Annotated in this window: 21 protein-coding genes; 2 read left to right on the top strand and 19 right to left on the bottom strand. The window is 33.8% G+C overall.

Annotated features, from left to right (window positions below; genetic code table 11):
- The 17 genes from BXO88_RS09045 to BXO88_RS09125 form a co-directional block, all read right to left on the bottom strand.
- Complete coding sequence (locus BXO88_RS09045) at window positions 1–1,311, bottom strand: HAD-IIIA family hydrolase (protein WP_078037417.1); 1,311 nt, start codon at window positions 1,309–1,311, stop codon at window positions 1–3.
- 3 nt (window positions 1,312–1,314) lie between these two features.
- Window positions 1,315–2,256, bottom strand: coding sequence for an NAD-dependent epimerase/dehydratase family protein (locus tag BXO88_RS09050; protein WP_078037418.1), 942 nt, complete (start codon window positions 2,254–2,256; stop codon window positions 1,315–1,317).
- Between the two features lie 18 nt (window positions 2,257–2,274).
- Window positions 2,275–3,258 (bottom strand): GHMP family kinase ATP-binding protein, encoded by a 984-nt coding sequence (locus BXO88_RS09055; RefSeq protein ID WP_078037419.1) that lies wholly within the window; start codon window positions 3,256–3,258, stop codon window positions 2,275–2,277.
- Complete coding sequence (locus tag BXO88_RS09060) at window positions 3,255–4,745, bottom strand: hypothetical protein (RefSeq protein ID WP_078037420.1); 1,491 nt, start codon at window positions 4,743–4,745, stop codon at window positions 3,255–3,257. Before BXO88_RS09060 ends, BXO88_RS09055 begins: the two co-directional genes overlap by 4 nt.
- A 114-nt stretch (window positions 4,746–4,859) precedes the next feature.
- Window positions 4,860–5,939, bottom strand: a complete 1,080-nt coding sequence (locus BXO88_RS09065) for a glycosyltransferase family 32 protein (RefSeq protein WP_078037421.1) — start codon at window positions 5,937–5,939, stop codon at window positions 4,860–4,862.
- A gap of 227 nt (window positions 5,940–6,166) precedes the next feature.
- Window positions 6,167–7,324 (bottom strand): glycosyltransferase, encoded by a 1,158-nt coding sequence (locus BXO88_RS09070; protein ID WP_078037422.1) that lies wholly within the window; start codon window positions 7,322–7,324, stop codon window positions 6,167–6,169.
- Window positions 7,325–7,453: 129 nt separating this feature from the next.
- Entirely contained in the window at window positions 7,454–9,337 is a 1,884-nt protein-coding gene (locus BXO88_RS09075) for a hypothetical protein (RefSeq protein WP_078037423.1), read from the bottom strand.
- Window positions 9,338–9,487: 150 nt separating this feature from the next.
- Window positions 9,488–10,567, bottom strand: a complete 1,080-nt coding sequence (locus tag BXO88_RS09080; protein WP_078037424.1) for a hypothetical protein — start codon at window positions 10,565–10,567, stop codon at window positions 9,488–9,490.
- Window positions 10,568–10,679: 112 nt separating this feature from the next.
- Window positions 10,680–11,651, bottom strand: a complete 972-nt coding sequence (locus BXO88_RS09085) for a radical SAM/SPASM domain-containing protein (RefSeq protein WP_078037425.1) — start codon at window positions 11,649–11,651, stop codon at window positions 10,680–10,682.
- A 5-nt stretch (window positions 11,652–11,656) separates the two neighbouring features.
- Window positions 11,657–12,604, bottom strand: coding sequence for a radical SAM/SPASM domain-containing protein (locus BXO88_RS09090; protein ID WP_078037426.1), 948 nt, complete (start codon window positions 12,602–12,604; stop codon window positions 11,657–11,659).
- A gap of 14 nt (window positions 12,605–12,618) precedes the next feature.
- Window positions 12,619–13,764: an N-acetyl sugar amidotransferase gene (locus BXO88_RS09095; protein WP_078037427.1), complete on the bottom strand. Its 1,146-nt coding sequence runs from the start codon at window positions 13,762–13,764 to the stop codon at window positions 12,619–12,621.
- Between the two features lie 110 nt (window positions 13,765–13,874).
- Entirely contained in the window at window positions 13,875–14,918 is a 1,044-nt protein-coding gene (locus BXO88_RS09100; protein ID WP_078037428.1) for an N-acetylneuraminate synthase family protein, read from the bottom strand.
- A gap of 24 nt (window positions 14,919–14,942) precedes the next feature.
- Complete coding sequence (locus BXO88_RS09105) at window positions 14,943–15,719, bottom strand: SDR family oxidoreductase (protein WP_168171666.1); 777 nt, start codon at window positions 15,717–15,719, stop codon at window positions 14,943–14,945.
- A gap of 14 nt (window positions 15,720–15,733) precedes the next feature.
- The gene (locus tag BXO88_RS09110; protein ID WP_139355557.1) at window positions 15,734–16,675 is read right to left on the bottom strand and encodes a hypothetical protein; all 942 of its coding nucleotides are present in this window, start codon (window positions 16,673–16,675) and stop codon (window positions 15,734–15,736) included.
- Window positions 16,672–17,385, bottom strand: a complete 714-nt coding sequence (gene pseF / locus BXO88_RS09115; RefSeq protein ID WP_078037431.1) for a pseudaminic acid cytidylyltransferase — start codon at window positions 17,383–17,385, stop codon at window positions 16,672–16,674. The genes BXO88_RS09110 and pseF overlap by 4 nt, the downstream gene beginning before the upstream one ends.
- 12 nt (window positions 17,386–17,397) lie before the next feature.
- Complete coding sequence (locus BXO88_RS09120; protein WP_078037432.1) at window positions 17,398–18,999, bottom strand: cytidylyltransferase domain-containing protein; 1,602 nt, start codon at window positions 18,997–18,999, stop codon at window positions 17,398–17,400.
- 315 nt (window positions 19,000–19,314) lie between these two features.
- Window positions 19,315–19,647 (bottom strand): hypothetical protein, encoded by a 333-nt coding sequence (locus BXO88_RS09125; protein ID WP_078037433.1) that lies wholly within the window; start codon window positions 19,645–19,647, stop codon window positions 19,315–19,317.
- A gap of 268 nt (window positions 19,648–19,915) precedes the next feature.
- On the opposite strand from BXO88_RS09125, the gene BXO88_RS09130 reads away from it, so the two are divergent.
- Both BXO88_RS09130 and BXO88_RS09135 read left to right on the top strand, forming a co-directional pair.
- Window positions 19,916–20,212: a type II toxin-antitoxin system RelB/DinJ family antitoxin gene (locus BXO88_RS09130; RefSeq protein WP_078037434.1), complete on the top strand. Its 297-nt coding sequence runs from the start codon at window positions 19,916–19,918 to the stop codon at window positions 20,210–20,212.
- A 7-nt stretch (window positions 20,213–20,219) separates the two neighbouring features.
- Window positions 20,220–20,498, top strand: a complete 279-nt coding sequence (locus BXO88_RS09135; RefSeq protein ID WP_078037435.1) for a type II toxin-antitoxin system YafQ family toxin — start codon at window positions 20,220–20,222, stop codon at window positions 20,496–20,498.
- A gap of 94 nt (window positions 20,499–20,592) precedes the next feature.
- Here the strand turns inward: BXO88_RS09135 and BXO88_RS16525 are convergent, their stop codons facing one another.
- Both BXO88_RS16525 and BXO88_RS09140 read right to left on the bottom strand, forming a co-directional pair.
- On the bottom strand, window positions 20,593–20,760 hold the full coding sequence (locus BXO88_RS16525; protein WP_168171667.1) for a hypothetical protein: 168 nt from the start codon (window positions 20,758–20,760) through the stop codon (window positions 20,593–20,595).
- A 111-nt stretch (window positions 20,761–20,871) separates the two neighbouring features.
- Window positions 20,872–21,289 (bottom strand): IS3 family transposase (locus tag BXO88_RS09140; RefSeq protein ID WP_139355558.1); only part of this gene is annotated, 418 nt, incomplete at its 5' end.

Here is a 21,289-nt window from a genome sequence, read left to right on the forward strand (position 1 = left end):
CTATCCCTCTTTCTGTAAAATGAGTTTTACTGCATCCAACAGATTATCTGCCTTATATTCAGGAATCACTTCATACTTGCCGTCATTTCCAGCCTCACCGGTTCGAAGCAATACAGTATGCAGTCCGGCATTTATCCCCGTCTGAACATCTACTGTTGTATCTCCCACCATATAGGATTTGGAAAGGTCTATATTGTACTTTTCCTGCATCTCTCTTATCATCCCTATCGCAGGTTTTCGGCACTTGCATACTATCTTGTAATCAGGGTTTTCTTCAGGGTAACCTTTATCAGGGTGATGCGGACAAAAAATAATATCATCTAGATACGCCCTTTCTTCACCTAAAAGAGTCTCAATCCTGGCATTTATCGTTCTCACATCATCTTCTGAGCACATTCCTCTTGCCACCACCGGCTGATTGGTCACAACAATAGCAAGATATCCGGATGAATTTAGTTTTGTCAAAGCCTCAGCAACTCCCGGATATAATGCAATCTGCTCTGGTTTAGAAATAAAACCATCATATTTATTAATCGTACCATCACGATCCAAAAAAACGCATCTCTGTTTTCGTGATAGATTCTTTCTGCTCCAAACTCCGCTTTTTTGTTCAGACTCAGCAACACTAAACCGCTCTGGTGTTCCTGCGTCTTTTATATATTCTGATGTCCGATATGCATATACTTTTCCATTTTTTATCAAATTATATACAACGTCGTGTTCCCAGTCAGTTTTCGCAGGTTCTTTTATTCCATCGAGAACATACCTTGAAAAGACAGAAATTCCAGAATTCACCAAATTATGGCAACAATAGCCTCTTTTCTCCTTCTTCCCCAAAATACCTGTCACATTATCTCTTTGGTCTGTAATTAATAGATCCGAATCATATGGGTGTGAGTTTGGATGTGCTACAAGTGTGACATATGCTTCCCTCTGTTTATGAAACACCATAAGTCGGTTAATATCCATATCAAACATCACATCGCCAAATATAAGCAGATATTCTTCTGCAGGATTATCCTTTAAGTAGTATAGTGCCCCAGCAGACCCAAGTGGTTCAAACTCTCTAATATAGTTTATATGTACGCCCCACTTGTCGCCATCACCGAAATAGTCCCGTATCTGCTCACCAAGATGACCGATGATAATTACGATATCTTTTATACCACACCGACTTACCGCATCTATTTGCCATTCAATCATTGGCTTTCCATTTATCAGTAACATGGGCTTAGGTATTTTGTTTTCCGTCAGCGCCTGCATACGAGTTCCAAGACCGCCTGCCTGTATGACTGCTAAAACAGAATCCATTTATTATCCCTCTTTCAATACTTCTCTTACCGTCATTCTGACAGCATTATCTGATGGATATTTTGCTTTCCACCCTGCATTATGTATCTTGTCAATACAGTATTGGAACTTAGGCACATCGCCTTTCCATCCCCCTTCTCCGCCTGTATACTGATATGTCACATCCTTTAGTCCCATTTCCTCACATATAATATCCGCAATCCTTGTAACACTTGTCGCTCCTTCTACACCAACATTGTAGAGAGTTACCCCCTTAGAAACATCCATAAACTGAACAATTGCTTCTACGAGATCAGTGACATATATGTATGGTTTTGTTTGATGCCCGTCTCCCAGAATACGAAGAGCTGTATTATCCTTCCTTAACCTTCCGATAAAGTCAAATATCACGCCATGTGTGAGCCTCGGACCTATTACATTAGGAAACCTAAAGATTAATGAGCTGATATCATTCATATATGAAAATGCACTGATCAGTGCTTCGCTTCCAAGTTTCGCAGCACCATAATACGATATAGGAGAAAGATTTGACGTGTTTTCATCCAGAACTTCATCTCTCTTATCGCCGTAAACAGCAGATGTGGATGAGAAAAACAGTTTTTTCACACCATATTTACGCATGGTATTTAAAATGCAAAAGGTGGTAGTATAAGTGTTTCGATATTCTACTTCCGGATTCTTTGCACTTGCCTGTATATCTGAATTTGCGGCAAGATGAAAAACATATTCCGGCTTAAATGACTCAAATACGCTATCAAGTCCGTCATTATCCGTTGCATCGATTTCTTTCAAAGAAAACAATGTCGAATTAATCAATCCTGACACTTGTTTCTTATTACCGAGTGAAAAATTGTCTACACAACATACTTTATGTCCGTCCGCAACCAAGCTCTCGCATAAATGACTGCCTATAAAACCTGCTCCACCTACTACTAAAGCTCTCATATCATATTATTCCTTCCATCACCAGTATTTATCACCTATATAAACAACGGAAGTTCCGTCATGCTCAAATCTTACCGGGAATCGCTTCAGATTCATGGCTTCATCCAATCGCTTCTGCTTGTATTTTTCACAGTAAAACAAAAGGAATCCTCCACCTCCAGCTCCCAGAAGCTTTCCACCTGAAGCCCCATTTCTCATTGCTGTTTCATACATCTCATCAATCTTTGCGTCAGTAATTCCACTTGCAAGCTCACGTTTTTTCTGCCACCCTTCGTTCAGAATATTTCCAAAATCTGATAATTCATTTTCCTCCAGCACCTTCTTCATACTTTTTGCCAAATTACACATGGAGATCAGATTATCCGTCTTATCCTTCTGTGATATATTACTTTTCTGCTCAGCAAGGATTTTATTTGCATCATGAGTAATTCCTGTATAATAAATCACTATGTTGTCTTGTAGTTCTTTAAGTGTTTCCTGATTCATGATTATAGGCTCAACCGTAACTGTATCATCTCTATGAAAAGTTATAAAATTGAGTCCTCCGCATGCGGCAGCATATTGATCTTGTTTCCCTATAGGATTACCTAGACGATTTATCTCAACGTCGCAGGCTTCTTCCGCAATCTGGTTTTTTGACAAATACTTATCCTTATAGCAATACAGTGTATGAAGAAGACCTACCGTAAACGAACTAGATGAGCCGAGTCCTGTACCGCTTGGTACATCAGCCGTACTGGTGATCTCCACTCCACTTACATTCATATCAGTTAAGACACGTTTGAAAATTGAATGTTGAATATCCGACAAGTTTTCCACCGTCTCCGTTTGAGAATACTTAAGTGATGTCTTGTTCTCATCAAAGAAAGGATGAATAGATATATACATATAACGATTGATGGATGTGCTTACAACACAGCCTCCATGATCTCTATAAAAATCAGGCATATCGCTCCCACCTCCGCAAAAGGAGATTCGGAACGGAGTTTTGGTGATAATCATAAATCGCTTCCCTCTATAAGCCCTTCTAAAAAATGATCTATTCTTATAATCTTTTCTTCAGGCAAGAATAATTCATAAACAAGTTTCTTTTTTATTGGCATATAAAACTGTTCTGTCATTATTAATATTTTGTCAAAATTAAGACTACCTAATTCTTCTGGACAATAAACCTTAAACCCGTATTGGATAGTTCCCCATTTCTTTCTGTCATTATCAGACAATCCAATTATTTCTAATTTCTTGAATTCAGACTTCTCCCACCTGTCAATATAATACTTACATACAGCTCCAGTACCAAACAGGATCACTCTTGGTTTACTATAGATACTTCTCTCTTTTATGCCAGCCTTAATATCATTTAAAATTCTCTTCCCACAATATCCATCTGCTAAAGGGATATATTTATCTCTCTGAATTGAAATCTTTTCTATATCGTTTTCTAAATCACCATTTTTAAACATTTCAATAAATCGAGCCATATCCTCTTCACTATACCCTTGCCTATATGAAGAAACTATCGGCTTTATTGCATTTGTAAGAGGTTCCTCATATTCATAATTCTTCATATAAAGCACAGGAACGTTGCAAAATGCAGCCTCAACCAAGAGAGCGCTTCTATCAACTATTATTGCATCAACATTATAAAAGCTTTTTCTATAATCAGAATCATAATCTATTTTGACATTCTCTTGCTTGTTAAGAATTTCAAATAGAAATTGAGCTTTTTCCGAAAGAGATTTATCTATATTCTCAGAAAAGAACATAGGATGTGGCATGATAATAAACTCTAAATCGTTATGCTTTTCTATTCTTTTTGCAAATTTAATATATTCATCCAGTTCTGGCGTTACTCTTATCCTATCTAACCCATTCGTAATGATTTTTGGAAAGTGAAGCTTCCATAATACTGTTTTCTTTTCATGATTTCTTTTTTTATTAAATACTTCTATTCTCTTATAGTAATCAAATCTTGGAAGACCTAGCGCTCTCACCGCCCCACGATTAGGACAATACTTATCGTAGTCCATCTTCATTAATTCAGAAAAAGTGTATATTCTCCAAGCATTCAATACAGTAAACGGAAAGAAATGGTTCCAATGTGCATCTTCTGTGTCCGCTATCTCTATTCCATAAGGTATATAAACGATTCTTACCCCAAGCTGTTTCAGATGAAATGATGTTGCACGCTCATTCCTATAAAGCATGTCATATGGGGGCTGTAAAATAGCTACATGAGGTGAAAATTCCTTGATTATATCATTTGAAAACAATTCATAATCAAGATTATTTTCCTCTAAAAATCCCTTAGCATGTTCCATTTGAACTCTTTCAACACATGTTTCATCCAATAGAAATATTCGCACCTCAATGGACTGATCATCTAAACAAGCTTTATAAAAGCTCTCTAGTGTCGGCCAATATGATGGAACCTGAAACAAGATTGCGATTCTAACTATATTGCAAAACTCATCTGTGCCCTTGCCCATACATAAGCCCATCCTTACTTTAATCAATTATTGTTTACAAATATTTTCTTAATCTATTTTTGCAAAATTAACTCTTCAAATTTATACTATAGATTTAAAGTATTCGGTTTTTACCTAGTAATTCATTCTCATAATAATACTCTCTGCTTTTAGTCTCCGATCTTCACGTTTTCTACGTTTTTCAGAATCTATCCATGAACCATCAAAATGATGAACAGCAACTGTTCTGTCGGAAATCAACAGCTCTCCTGTATGAACATTTTTAGGCGAAAGTACATCCACAGGATAAACTGCCATGCCATTTTTTTCCTGATAATATGGTTTGGGACAATATCCCATCTTAATAAAGTCATTCGTCTGAAAAATTGGAGATGGTGTTAAATCCATTTCACCATTTTCTAAGATGAAATGTCTATCAATATAGCTATCCAACATAGCCTTAATTACCGGGTGCCCTTTAACGGCCCCAAACCCCAAGCCAAACGCTACTTCGCCTGGATATTGCATACCACAGAATGCAGGGACACATCGTAAAGGATCTAATGACTTCAATAATTCAACATCTGTATCCAGATATATTCCACCGTATTCATAAATAATCTTTAACCTAAAATAATCTGGTACAAATCCATACTTGCAAACACTATAAGCTTCTTTAGTATAAGGAACCTCATCTATGTTACAGTTATTCTCGTCCCATTTGCGTATCTCATAATTAGGACAAAACTTTGACCATGTTTCCATGTACTTTTTATAAGTATCTGGTATTTTTTTATTTCCAAACCAACAATAGTGAATAATCGGGGGAATTATATACTCAGTTTCTTTTTTGCCAACAAAATCATGCTTCGAATCTGGTATTCCAAACATAAAATAAAAAATATAAGCATCCACATCAAGTAATTCTTTATAAGAATCTAGCTTTTCAATTATCTCTGAATAAGCCAATGTTGTTATCAAAATTACTGAATTCTGAAGGTTACTATGCAAAAGTTCATCAACCTCTGAAATCTTATAACTTTTATCCCCAATTTTTTTTAGTTTTCCAGCTAAATTGGGATTTCCATCGACCAACATAGTAATTCTTTTAACCCAATCATAATCATAATAGCATGAAATAATTCTTTCAAACTCTCGACCGATTCCGTAGCAGATAATGCCTTTTGACACTACCAATTCCGAAAATGAATCCATATCACATCTCTTCAAACGCACGACTATTATCCTCACTATTTTACTATTATAAGGCTACCAGTACTATCATCAGTCGGAACACAATTATGAATGGTTTATAACATTTTTCCTCTTAAGATGACTTTTTAGAATTAGCATCCTGTGAACCATGCACAAAACTTTCTTTCTCATTTTAGAAATTACATTATGAGAAAGCTTTCTATTGTTTCTTGACAGAACACGTTACATCATCTATCCAAGTAAGGACAGATGATTTTGTTTGTATTTACACCTCTATCAACTAAAGCGTTAATCATCTCATGTATATTATCTTTATGAATGGTTGCTACAATAATATGATCAAATTTCAATGAATTTATATCATCAATTTGTAATACATTTCGCCCTTCAATAAATATACTTCTGCACCTATCAACTATAGCAACAATTTCACAGTACATTGTCTTTTGAAGTTGTTCATAATATGATTGTCCTACCTTACCAGCACCATATATTACAATTCTTTCGCCCTTTTCAACATTATTAAATGGGAATAAATAGAATCGTTTTATAGCCGTTTCCCCATACAACATTTCCAATCTAATCTCCAATGAATGACTATAAAAAAATTCTATTTGTTTGCAAAGATCTTTATTATTAATATAAAACGCCATTAAGTATTCATATAGTTCAAATGTTTTTCTGTAAAAATCCACCTCAGACATATATTCGGCAATTTCTCCATTTTTTCTTTGCCGATGAAAATAAAAGTATTTATCCGAGAATAATAATGACTCTGCTTCAGACATTAATGGATATAGGATTGCACAATCTTGTCCATAATTTGATGATAATACAGATGCTCGATTCAAATATTTTAGAAATAAATCCATTCTTATAAGTTTATTACATATAGATGGATCTAATCCATATTTCTCATTATGTATATCCCAAATCATAGTTGGAAAAATATCTGATATAATATTATTTTTAGTATATAATCCACACTTATATCTATCTCTCGACTCAATTTGTTTTTTTTCAGAGAAATACCTTACAATATTGAATGATATTACATCATACCGTTTATCTAAATACTGGCTCAAATATTCATATGTATTCTCTAATATCCAATCATCAGAATCTACGGATGAAGCATACTCGCTATTCAGAGCTTTAAATCCGTTTAATCTTGCTTTTATCATTCCTTGATTTTCTTGATGAATTACTCTAACTCTCGGATCTTTTGTATACGAATCACAAATTTCGCCACTGCCATCTGTTGAACCGTCATCTACTAATACCAGCTCAATATCTTTAAAAGTTTGATTTAATATACTGTCAATGCATTTTCTTAGATATTCTTTTGTGTTATATACTGGAACAACTACACCTATTCTTGCCATACATAACCTCTTATGCAATAAATATAATTATCTTCTCATTATTTTTTTACAATTTTCACTTACAATCTTCCAATCTATATATTTTCCAATCTCCAACACTATAGATACGATTTCAGACTAATATACCATCTACTTCAAACTTATAGGCTTCTTATAAAAGAAGTCTTCTTTAAATGCATCTAAATCATCAAACAATTTTTTGATAAATTCTTCAACAAATCTCTCCGGATATTCTCTTTCTTCTTTTAAGAAACAATCATACTTCCAACTTCCAACACGCTGATTACTCTCTGATTCTATAAAAGCAATATCATCCATATTTAAAAGAGGATTAATATAATGCCACTTGACAAATAATTTTGACCAATCATAATACAAATTGGCTATGGAATAGTATTCAAATATCTCACCATTATTATTCTTTTTCCTAGTTGTATCTAAATTGCCTACAATAGAATCATACTCTGCAACGGTTTTAGGATTAAAACTAAAATCGAACATCATCCTAGGATTATACCCTGCATTTATTACTTGTATTCCTTCAAAAGGATATTCAACCCCTATTGTGCCTTGAACCGTAAATGCCCATTCCACGCCATATTCTCTTAGTTGTGTAGGTGAAGTATTTACTGGTAATTTTATTATATTGGAAAATTTTTCTAAAAATGCAGAAACTGCTTGTTTATCTCTCTCACTTTCGAGAAAGAAATGTGGTTTAATAAACCATATATACTTATCAAGCTTTCTGGACAATTCGCCAAGATGATTTAGCCATGCAGAATAATTATTCCAGAATATGTGAGGTCCATACATATACAAATCATCTTCATAAGAATGCGGACAAATAACCACTTTTATCTTATTTGATGGCTCAACTAATTCTTTAGGTAATTCTTTTGCTTCATTCAATCTTTTCTTATTCAGTATCTTATTAAGCTCATTCTTTGACCATGTTATACCAAATTCTTTTTCTTCAGGAGATAATTCATTCCAGAATTTTTTATAATATAAAAATTGTTGACCCAACCAGGGCTCTTCAAATGTTAATTTTTTACACCCAACATAATGAATCATATATGTTGGTATGCCCTTCGAAATTGCAATCTGTCTTATAAATCCTTCCCAATTTGTTCCATCCCAAAGAACTACTAATCTATAATCAAATTTTTGGAAACGATCATACCAAAAAACAATAGTTCTTATGGATTCTAACAAGTAATTCTTTAACTGAATGCTTTGTGGATCAATAATAGGATTATATCTTCTTAAATAATTTCTAACTATTGTTGTTCCAAATTTAATTCCATATATTGAAACATTAATCCAGTCTTCGTAGCAATGAATATTTTCCCACAACTCATCACATATTTGTTTGCAAATACTTTCCTGCTTATCATTTAGTTTATGAGTTAATATTTCATCAGCCCCCCAGGCGTCATAGATCATTCTAATCGTCGGAAATATATCCGGTTTCCCAGCTCTAATATAGCAATCAATCTTGGCATCAAGTTTCTCACTGAAATAGTTTCCAACATATCCATATAAAATGTTTGTAATATCATGCGAATTTTCAATTGGCAAAAGTAAGCGTACTTTATCATTATTTTTTCTTTTTGGGGACCACTTATTTTTACACCATAAAATTATTCTCTCTGTATTCTTATCACAAATATAATTATTGTTTTCATCCCAGATGAAATAATCTTTTCCAGCATATAACCCATTTTCATTCAACTGTTCTGCAATACTCTGCGAATATTTGTCAGTGGTTATAATTATTGTTTCTTCTTTATTATGTTTATTTAGCTCGAAATGTTTTACTTCTATGCCTTCATAAGATTCAAAATTATTCTTTCCATTATCATATATACATTTTATGAATAATTTATCCTTATACATGGATAAGAATCTTTTGCCAAGGACTCCTATCCCAAAAATGCAAATATTTTTTTTTAAAAAAAACGAATTGATAATCGAATTATCAATATATTGTTCAAGCTTTTTTTCATTCATAATTTTGTCTCCATAAATTTCTCTAACAATAACTAGATAAATTCAAGAACAATTCGACTAATTTCATTCCATTAAAATATATAATAATTATAATCCCATGAACTAGATACACCAGTTACTTCTAGAAATCTTATAATCTTTCTTACTATTCTAGTTTTTAACGCAAACATAATTTATGAAATCATTTAAATGAAAGAAATTATACTCATAACTCATTTTTTTTATTTCCATTCGTTCATTTTGACACTTCTTTGTATAATCTATTGCATCATCTGCTTCAATGTTATAAATACTATAATTTAAGCTTTCTTTATTAACTTCATAAAGAGAGCCTCTACTCATTTCTATTGTATAATAAACTTCTTTGTAGTTTATACCGCAAGAAAACTGTAGATTGTTTTTTATATGTAGCTTATCTCTATTTTTGTTTCTCAGGTACAACAGTTCATCTTTTGTAGAGTCAATATAAAATAACTGGGTACCATTCTCTGGAACAAAAAACCATTTATCTTTCCAATTCGTTGCCCAAATATAAGGTTTAATCTTTCCGATTGCAAATTCCTTATGTTTAACAATTTCTTTCTCACAATATTTTACAATATTTATGTATCCTAATTCACTTTGGTATACTGCAACAAGTGCATTTTTTAAAAGATTCATATGAACTTCAGTGCATTTTTCATACTTATCCCCTATTCGATCTATGATTATTTCATCATTACTATTAATCTCGACAATAATATTAGAATCTAGGCTAGGTAGGATTATCTTATCATCAAATATTGTTCCTTCCCACCATAGTGGAATCACATTATTATCTGTGCCCTGTGAGTTCTGAATAAATAAAATTGTTACCTTTTTGTCTTTTAAACAATATTTAATTATCAAACCCATAGTTCCATACATATAAATATTTCCATCTCTATATATCGCGCCAGTCAATCGATACTGATATTTATTATCAAATTGAATAATCGTGTAATTATTTTTTATAAAGTCATATTCACATAGAGTACTTCCAGCATACGGCATAAGATATAACCTGTCTTCATGATAAAATATCCCACGATATGAATAATCTACGTCAGTCCCAGGTATTTTCCCAAGACACTGCATCTTTTTTGTGGCTATATCTACTTCCATCAGCAATGAATAAGGTTCCGCGATATACCATATTTTTTTTCCATTTGTCGCAAGCTTAATATGATAAAAAAGTGGATTATTTAACATTTTTATATTCTCTTATAGCTATAATTTTCTAAATACAATAGTTTTATTATTCGCAAACCTATAAATATAATTTAGATTCTAATATTTCGCATTTACTTTTTTTACGATATCTTTATTCTAAAAATTCTATTCTATTTTTTTCCCTAAGCATACACTCCTCACAAATTGTATTTTTTAAGCTTTTTTGTTCCATGAACAATGCTCTATATTTTTTAAACCCTTCAGATTGCCATGCTTTCATTAGATTTAAATCTCTATTTAAATCCCATATAGAATATTCGCTTTTCATAATGTTACAGCAAGGCATAACTAAACCTTCTGCGGAAATATATACTGTATTAAAAACTATTGGACAAATATAGTTATCATCATATTCTATGTCTGATCCTTCTTTTAATTCAAATTCCGATCTCCATTTCCCTTCTTCCAATCCTGAGAATGATATCGGAATGAATACTATATCATCCACATAATCGCCGAAGTCTTTTATCATTTTTTCTCGTTGTGTAATGGTTTGTTTTGTCATAACACATGACAGCGAAACAGCTATATCGGATTTCAGCTCTTTCCTTAGTTCTGACAAATCTTTAATATTCTCTGATACCTTTTCAAAATGATCCACTCCGTGAATCAGCTGGTATGTTCTGCGATCAGCTGCATTAACAGAGAATCTGATGCTATCCAATCCACATTCTATTAATTTTCGCATCGTCTCTTTATCTGCCAGCGAGCCATTTGACGTAAGAAATATATACTTAAACCCACTTTTTTTCGCATATTCAATCAATTCAGGCAATTGCGGATATAACAATGGTTCTCCCGATATATATAATCCTAATTCTTTTGAACCGAATCCATAGTCACGAGCATTATCTATTATTTTCTTAGCAAAGGCATAGTCCATAACTTTATGTTGAACTGTATGTTTGGCATGTTCTCCATGATACATGCAATAAATACATCTATGATTACAGCTATTATTCAATTCAATATTAAGGGATTCTGCCACTGGTGGATTCATTGACATCACTTGTGCAGTAGAAAATCTTTCTTTCATATGCTCTCGCATTATTTTTTTTTCCATATATCCTATCCCTCCATGTTTTTAGACTGGGATAAATATTTCTTATACAGTTTTTCATTAAGTGGTTCCACATCATCATGTCTATTAAATATACAATTAAAACATTGATTATTAGCTATTTTCTTTTCTAAATGTTGCCTCCTTAAATCTTTCATTATCGGACTATTCCATGCATCCAATAACGAAACTTCTCTTAAATCAGCAAATGCCATTTTGTTATCATAGTCAATACAACATGCATCCATATATCCATCGCTAGTGACATGAATCCTGTTAAACAGCATTTCACAAGGAACATTTATATTCTGATTACCGCTCTCAATTATCAAGTCATTATTTTCATTATATCCACTTTGATTATCTGCAGTGTAATAATATATTGAATCAACATAATTGCCAAAAATATCATTTAGGATCTTTTTTTCGTGTATGTTAATCGAATTTTCAACAAAAGAAATGTACACTGCTAATTTGGATGCCCATTTTTTTCTTTCTATACATAAATTTATAATGTTATCTTTAACTATTTCAAAATCATCTTTCCCATGTATGATTTTATATATATCTCGCGAAGCTGCGTTGACTGAATATTTTATGCTAGATAATCCGCAATCAACTAAATTCTTCACCTTATCTATATTAGCCAAGGCGCCATTTGTAGTTATATATATATATTCATAGCCGACACTATTAGCCTTCATCACCAGTTCTGATAGATTCTTATATAAAAATGGTTCACCTCCAAGATAAAAGCCTATCTCCCTACTACCCAATTCAAAAGCTTCAGTAATAATTCTAAAAAATAGATCTATATCACATATTGAATTCCTTCTTTTTTTGTATTTATTTCCACAAAATACACAAGTATGATTACATGCATTTGTTGGTTCCATAAGTATATTCCTTGGAAACGGAGGATTTATATCAAATACACATTCTCTTTTGATAATCATCAACACACTCCTTTTTATTCGATAAAATCTTTTCCTATTTCAAATAGTCTTTCCCATTTTCCATTATTTTTTTTAAAGAGCTTTTTATTTACATACTTATCTAATACTTGATAGAATTCATCTTGAGTAATATCCATATACTTGCACGCCTTTTCGATATATTGTTCACCACATTTTCCATCATACTCATTAACATACCATATGGCATCATCTCGACTTAGTCTGCCTTCTCTTATATCGTAGCAAGCCTCATCGGTTGCCATACCAAATCCATATTTATAGTATTTGATCATTTGATTTACTATTTGTAAATCAGAATCTAATCCAGTAAATCGCCTATATCTTCCAATATCATGAAGATCCTCACTCATTCTTCCCTTTAGTCCTCTTGCAACTGCAAAATCCGCATTATATACCTGAGACCATTCTTTAACGTAATATTGAAGCCATATAGCACGTATACCTTTTTTATCTAACTCCTCGTGTGACGGCATTTTATACAGATACATATCCTCACTAGGTATACCAGTACCATTAATTAATTCTTCAATATCAAAATTTCTCACTGTGTTAGTGTGGACAATATTGTAAGCATCACTGCCTTCATCCTGTTTCGATGCAGTTCCCAAAGTCAATGCATTATTTTCACCTTGTATTATCAATGGAATTTCAAATTTAAGAGCTATAATATAGGCAGATGCCCAAAGACAGTATTCAGATGCTGAAATAATATTGCCCCTTTCAAAAAAGCATTTTCTTGAAAGTACTTTTGCTATTCTAGGATTAGGCCGTATTGCTATGATATCAAATCCTCCTGATATAGAATTAAGATTATCTATATTGTGTTGACCCACTTCGGTAATTTCATCTGGAACACAGTTTACTAAAAGAGGCTTTAGTCCAAGTTTTTCTTTGGCATATACAGCCTGAAATGTACTATCTTTCCCGCCTGATACGCCAATAACACAATCATAATTCCCTCCTCGACTATGACTCTCTCTTTTAGCTGCCTCTGCTATTTCTTTTAATTCCTCTTCACGGAGTTTCCAATTAATATTTTTTTTACTCTCTTCCCATAAACATGCATAGCAAACATTATCTGCACTAAACATAATCCCAGGTCTTGTATCTGGTTGAAGACATTTTCTACAATACTTCATATATACCTCCCAACTCCGTTTTGGCACACATCAAACTCAAATATTCATCTTCTAGAAATTGCAATACACTTCAATAGAATTAAAACAAATTAAATTCACAATCTGACAAATTAAACCATATCCCATGTAAGTATTGTATCTTCTTCAAGATCTCTCATAACCTTTCTTCCAATAACAATATCGGTATAAACCGGAGAAATTCCTGTTCCTGGACGTTTAGGCATTAAATCTTCTTCTTGAATCACTTCACCAGCTTTCATATCTCTTGTGAGTACCAGTGACCTGCGTGCTTCTCTTCTTGGCACCTGTTCACATTCCAGCACCGTCTTCTCAGGACTTCCAAGTACAGTGTCAATCCATTTAAAGTTTGAAATTGCTTTCTTAAAATCTTCAGGATCTCCTGCATGATAATGATCGTTACCTGAAAGTGTTTTATCCAGAGTAAAGTGCTTTTCAATAACATCAGCACCAAGCATATATGCAGACGCTAATGTCATCATTGTATTATCTGGAGCCACATGATCACTGAAACCTACTTTGATACCAGGGAAGTCATCTTTCAGTGTCTTAATAATGCGCAAATTAGCATTCTTAGGATCAGTTGGATACGAAAGAACACAATGTAGAATCGTAATATCCATACAGCCTGATTCTTTTAATGCTCTAACAGCTTCATCTACCTCTGATAAATATGATGCACCAACAGACATAACAACAGGTTTTCCTTTACTGCCTATATGACGGATAAACGGTATATTGGAAAGATCAGAAGAACTAATCTTATAAAAATCAACCATTGACTCTAGATAATCAGCTGAAGCATAGTCAAAAGGCGTTGATGTATAATCCATTCCTTTTGAATGGGTGTAATCACAAAGTTCTTGGTACTCAGACTCACCAAAGTGATCATGTCTTAAGAATAGTTCATATTGTGTCTTTGTAGGTTCCTTAGTGGTATCCCAATAAGCAGGGGAGTTCTTTGAAACAATTGTAACTGCCTTATACGACTGGAATTTAGCACAATCTATCCCTACTTCAGCCGCTGCATCAATATACATCTTTGCAGCTTCTATTGGTTTGATATTAAGTGCTTTTGCGGTATCATAGAAATTCACTCCCATCTCAGCAATCAAATACGGTTTTGAAGTTTTCATCCTCTTTTCCTTTCCTGCCTTTCTTTACCAAGCCGTTTGGCCACCATCAACCATAATATTAACTCCAGTAATATACTTAGATGCAGCAGAAGCCAAGAAAATCATCACACCAACAAGATCATCTGGATAACCTATACGTCCAAGCATTGTTTTATCTTCTAGGCGTTTTTTAAACAACGTATTTTCCTGTACGTTTTCATGAGGATATGAACCAGGGCTCACACTATTCGCCCTGATCCCATACTTAGCCAGATAAGCAGCACAAAATTTTGTCAATTCAACAGTAGCTGCTTTACCTGCCCCATAGTTAGGTGTCGAGCTAAACGGTGTATCATAATAGGTTCTTGGATCTGGTGCACCAACTGCATATAATGATCCGATATTTATTATACTGCCCGCTACACTTTTTTTCATATATGGAATAGACTCACGGATTGTCCTAAATGTATACCCTACCGTTCCATCAATCCCCTTATTCCAGTATTCATCATCCATATTTTCTACATCACTTAGTACACCTGCGCCAAGATTTGCAGCCATCGTAATAAGAACATCAATGATTCCATCTTCTCCCGCAGCAACCTTCATAACCTGTCGAATATTATCAGTATCAGTAAGATCACACTGTAAATATGTAACTGGTCTAACAATTCCATCAATTTGGGAAATATTCCAATCGATTACAATTACTTCTGCCCCAAAGTCAGCCAGACCTTTTACTATTTCTCTTCCAAGATATCCACATCCTCCTGTGATAACCACCTTCTTATCTTGCAGAGAGAATAGATTTTTATAATTCATACTCATATCTCCCCTCAATCGTTATAGCCTTTGGCTAGTTTTAAACTCTTTATCGCATTGCTTATTGGATTAATATTCTCAACCATACCATTAGAATTTATAAGCGTTATAAAATATTTCATTTCCTTTTGATAGAATCTGTCATCAACTCCAAAGTCCTCAATCTCTCCTAAAAGTTGATGCTCGACAATATGCTTGTTATAGTCAACAATAACGACATCATTCTTAGTATAAAATTCAACCCTTCTATTATTTGTACGTCCAAAATAATCTAAATGCATTTCTATTAGCATGTCTTTATACTCAAATATATATGTCGCTAAATCTGGTGCATCCATAACTAAATTAGAGTATTGACCAGCAACTCTAAAAGTTCGTTTTGGGAATCCAAAAAGTGAAGTCATGTAATCAATTTCATGAAGAGAATCAATATCTACTCCCCCACCACGATTCATGAAGCATCTGAAACTATTTCTATAATCACGTCCTTTTTGCCAGTTTGGCATATAACTAGAGAATATTATTCTTACAGAATACACATCCTCTCTTTTGACTACTTTCATAAGTTCTTCATAATATCGAGAATGTCTAATCGGGCAGGCAACATAATATTCAGACCCTTGTTTTGGTTCTATGACACTAATATCATATCCTATGTCATCGAGAACTGGTTTCTCAATAAACATATGTGAACATCTATCTCTATACTTTATTATATTTTCATAGTGTGATTTTGTTTCATCAGTTATAAATACTACATCGTAATATTCAGCTATTTCCGTTTCATCCCATATTTCCTTATTAATTAATGCCTTTAAATTATCCGATAACACTCTATGAGATTTTCGAACAACATCTATATCTACTTTAATACCCATATCTTGGCAAATCTCTATTAAATTGCCGATATGTCTACTTCCAATGGACCCAACTGCTGTAAAAAGAACCTTCATCACTTCTTACCATCTTTCTCAAATAGTAATTTATATTTTATCTTTGCAAGTTCTAAATCTGTGTAATTATCAATATCTTGAGACTCTACTTCATCAAGATATATTGGAGCCATATTTTGTGTATATAATTTTTTGTCCCTAAGTAAAGCCTCTGTTCTAAACATAAAAAACTGACCGCAATCATGATATAATTTCTCAAAATCCTGGGATCTTTTAAAGTAGTTTTCAGGATGTAACATTTCTATTTTTCCATCTCTGACAACAAGGCTTCTTTGCGGAGGATACGAAAATGGCTCAACTGGACAAACCGACTCCAAATCGTCTCGTGCATTTAATAACTTAAAAGCTTCAATTAGCTTGTCCTTTTGAAGTAATGGTGCAGATGCCAACACACAAATAGTATAATTAAACTCAATCCCAATGTTTTTATAGCGTTCAATAACATCTATCAACACATCTGCGATTCCTGTGTCATCATCAGCAAGCTCTTTTTTTCTGAAAAACGGAACATCGGCCCCATATCTTTGTGCGATTTCTGCTATCTCTTTATCATCTGTAGAAACAATTATTGTTTCTGCAATACCTAAATCTTTGACAGCTTCAATCGAATATGCCAAAAGTGGTTTTCCAAGAAAATCTATAATATTCTTTCTTGGAATTCTTTTACTCCCACCTCTTGCTGGAATAATACATATTGAATTTCTTTTCTCCATGAATTATCGCCCTCACAAACTGTTAATCAAACTCATTACTCTTTTACGTCCACCACGCAAATCATGGCTTAGAAGCTTATCTTGGAATTTTTTTCTTGCTTTCCTAGATAATGACAAATACATCTTTAGATTACTCTCAATTATTTCATCTTCAGGATTCAAGCCTATATATGTAAAACCATTTTCGTTACTTACAAATCCATGTTTCTCTTCTCGCTCGTTTTGAGCCATTGCAATAGCTGGAATTCCTAACATTGCAAGCTCATATCCAGTCCTCCCCCTCGATGTAATTGCTATATCACAGCTGGTCATTATTTCAGGCATATTTGGAATATCATATAGTACCTCGATATTCTCCTTATCAGCGTATTTAAGTAATTCTTGAACATTCTGTTTTGCTCTTCCAAGCACTACAATAAACTTATATTCTTGATATTCTTTTTTTGAAATCATCGAAAGCAGTCGATCAGAATAATTCTGTGGATCAGCTCCTCCGAAAGAAATAAAAACATTTTTTACTTTCTCTCTAATTTCAATAGGCTCATAGAACATAAATGTTTTTCCAGAAATATAATAGCGCTCTCCAGCCTTTACCTGAGGTAAATCATTTTCGCTTAGCAATGCATTAAACACAAGATCCGCCTTCAATTGACCTTCTCCATCATCCTCAAAATTAATTAGCTTAGCCTTTGGAAGTACCGTCCTAAGACCAATCATGTAGTCAATCGAAGTAGTAAGGATATCATTGATAAAAATATCATATTGTTCTTTTCTGCAAATATCAAAAAGCTCCGCAATTCCGTTTACCGGTATAAGGTTATGTGATGTATTACCAAATACTTTTGGATTGGTTTGATTACTATCATAATATATATCAGGTTTAGTATAGAACTCATCAGCAAGTTCTAACGCACGGTATATATGTCCAATTCCTCGCTTATTATTACCATTCACATAAATCGCTACTTTTTTTCTGTTTAATATGTTTTCGACAGCCTGCAAATCCCAAAATGACTCTACATCATGGGCCTCCGTTTCTGGAACTTCATATACGTCTACCTTTGAGCCTATTCTTGTTGATTCAGTTATAATTGAAGCCTTTGATACTAAAAATGCACCTGTTTCAATATAACAAGGTGGCAAATATTGATGGTTAAGACGTTGACTATAGTTGGGCACTTTTTTTCCGTCTTTAATCCCCCATGATAAACGCGGATTATTCAAGACAGATATCAGTGTATCTAAGTCATTATTGATAGCATAAGAAATTGCACGGTCTATTGTATTGGAACTAAGAGTTGGTGAAGTAGGCTCCATTGTGACGATGTAATCCCATGCTATAGTATGGTCTATCGCATCATATATTACAGTGTCTAAAGTAACATCATCACCACAAAGACTTTCATTGCGCCATCGCACAGCAGTCCCCATCTGAGTAGCAATTATCTTTACTTCTGGAGAATTTGTTGTAACGATAACATCTGTAATCAATTCAGATTTTAATGCATTGCAGATAGAATAATAAATTAAAGGATGTCCCCCAACTATCCTTATATTCTTATTTGGTATTCCTATCGACCCAGCCTTAGCAGGAATTACTGCAAGTATTTTCATAAATATATTTCCTCAGCTCTAGTTACTATCACCTTTACAAAGCAATCAAACTAAATTATTATATCAACTTACAATTAACGTCAGTGTCAATCATTTTTCGACTTTTATCAAACCAATTTTTCTTCCTAGGCCTTCTGATCATATAAAATGTCGACTATTCGGCTGAATTTTATAAATATTATTTTATATTTGGTTAAGTCAAAAGATTAGTTTCTTAAAAATTTCATCACCACAACAAAAATAGCAGGATTCCTACATTTTGATATCATAGGAATCCTGCTCTGAATCTATTGTATATTAAATTTTTGCAGTAAATTACTTCACCACCATCATACTTTCCTGAACTATTTTAATCAATTCCATCGGATACTTGCAGAAATCAGCAATCTCCTTTGGTGTCTTTCCATCTTGAAGCAGCTCAGTAATTTTCTCTCTATCTCGCTCTTCACGCCCCTCTTCTTTGATACCGTTTACAAATGTTTTTTCATCATATTCCGTTAGACACATGTCTATTACCTCCGCCCTATGAGCAATCAGGAACTCCTTCAGTATTCCGTCCTCAATACATGAAACAACTGCAGAATCTACAGCCTTCTCTATATCTTCTGAGCATTTTAGTTTTTCGCGTATCCTTTCGATAAGCGTCATATATCCGTCCAGTACTTTAAATTGAAATCTTAGTTCGTCATTTTTTCCTTTGTTAAGATTAAATCAGGTTGCTGTCCATTCAAAAGAGCCTGTCTTATCCGGATTTATAAAGGATTCTGATAACCTCAGCTGTTTAGTCGGATCTATGATTTAATTGTACCAGTTACTCTCAAGTCACCCTCAATAAGATATATCATTAGAGTATATGTAAAACATTTACTTGCAAACGTTTTACTTTTGAGTTATCTTTACATTAGGAGGTGATCATATGGCAACAGCAGTAAAAGATACCAATTTCAACATGCGAATGAACAGTCAAAAGAAAAGTGCATTGGAATCTTTGTATTCCAGCCTTGGCATGTCACTGCCCGAAGCGGTAAACATCTTCTTTGAAAACTCGCTTCTCGTAGGAGGGCTTCCGTTTAATGTCAGGCTTCCACATTACAACCGTGAGACCGAGGACGCTATCCTTGAAGCAAGAGGCATCATGTCAGGACAGATTCCTTCAAAGTCATACAGTTCAGCACGAGAGCTGTTTGATGAACTTGATGCTGAGGACGAGTGATTGACTGATGCTAACGCTCAAACCAACTACCAAATTTAAGAAAGACTACAAGAGGATGAAAAAACAAGGTAAAGACATGTTTTTACTTAAATCTGTCATTGACGATCTTCTTGATGAAAAAGTCCTTGATGAAAAGTATCAGGATCATCCTCTGGTTGGAAACTATATTGGTTTCCGGGAATGTCATATCCAGCCGGATTGGTTGTTAATCTATGCAATTGACAATGATCAACTGATACTCACAGCCTCCCGCACGGGAAGTCATAGCGATCTGTTCAGTTTGTAAAGTTCAATATCTCAAAGAGCAGGGTTCCCTACATTTTTTAGAATGCAAGAATCCTGCCTTTATTATCTTATACTTGGTGTCCAGTACCATTTTATCAAATACGTACTTCTCCCATTACACTTATGATAACCTTCTCTTCGTCAAAATCAGGCGCGAACTTTTCTGCTGCATCACAAATAGCCTTTATCTTTATTTCATCTTCTTCAAGGTCTTCAACAATCTGAGAAACTGTTTTGAACTTCCTAAGCTTTCGACAAACCATCCTTATTAATTGCTCTTTAAAGTGTACCCCTTGTCAAGGACAAAGTAAGAAGAAGGGATTTGAGAAAAATCAGTCTAGCAGATGTCTATATTTTATTAAATTACCTTCTTCTCAATATCTTTTTGAAGGTATAACATCCTTTAAAGGATATACTCCTGATGTTATGTATTCATAGTATTCATTAGGAGATAGCTTTGCTAATCTCCACTGATATCTATCGTTGTTATAATAATCCATCCAATCATCTATTATTGCTTTAACTTCCTCAAAAGTAGTGCAGTTCTTAAGCTTGGATTTTATGTGGTCTTTCATCCTTCCGAAAAAGCTTTCCTGTGGAGCATTGTCCCAACAATTGCCTCTTCTTGACATAGACTGGCGTAACCCTTTGTCTTTTACAAGTTGAATGAAGCTGCAGCTTGTGTAGTGACAGCCTTGGTCACTATGGATTATGGTTTCAGTTGTTAGCGCAACACAATGCTTTTCTATCATTGTATTTACTGTTTCCAGGACAAAATCTACTTCTAATGAT

This window comes from Oribacterium sp. C9 (assembly GCF_002007235.1).
Taxonomy (GTDB): domain Bacteria; phylum Bacillota; class Clostridia; order Lachnospirales; family Lachnospiraceae; genus Oribacterium.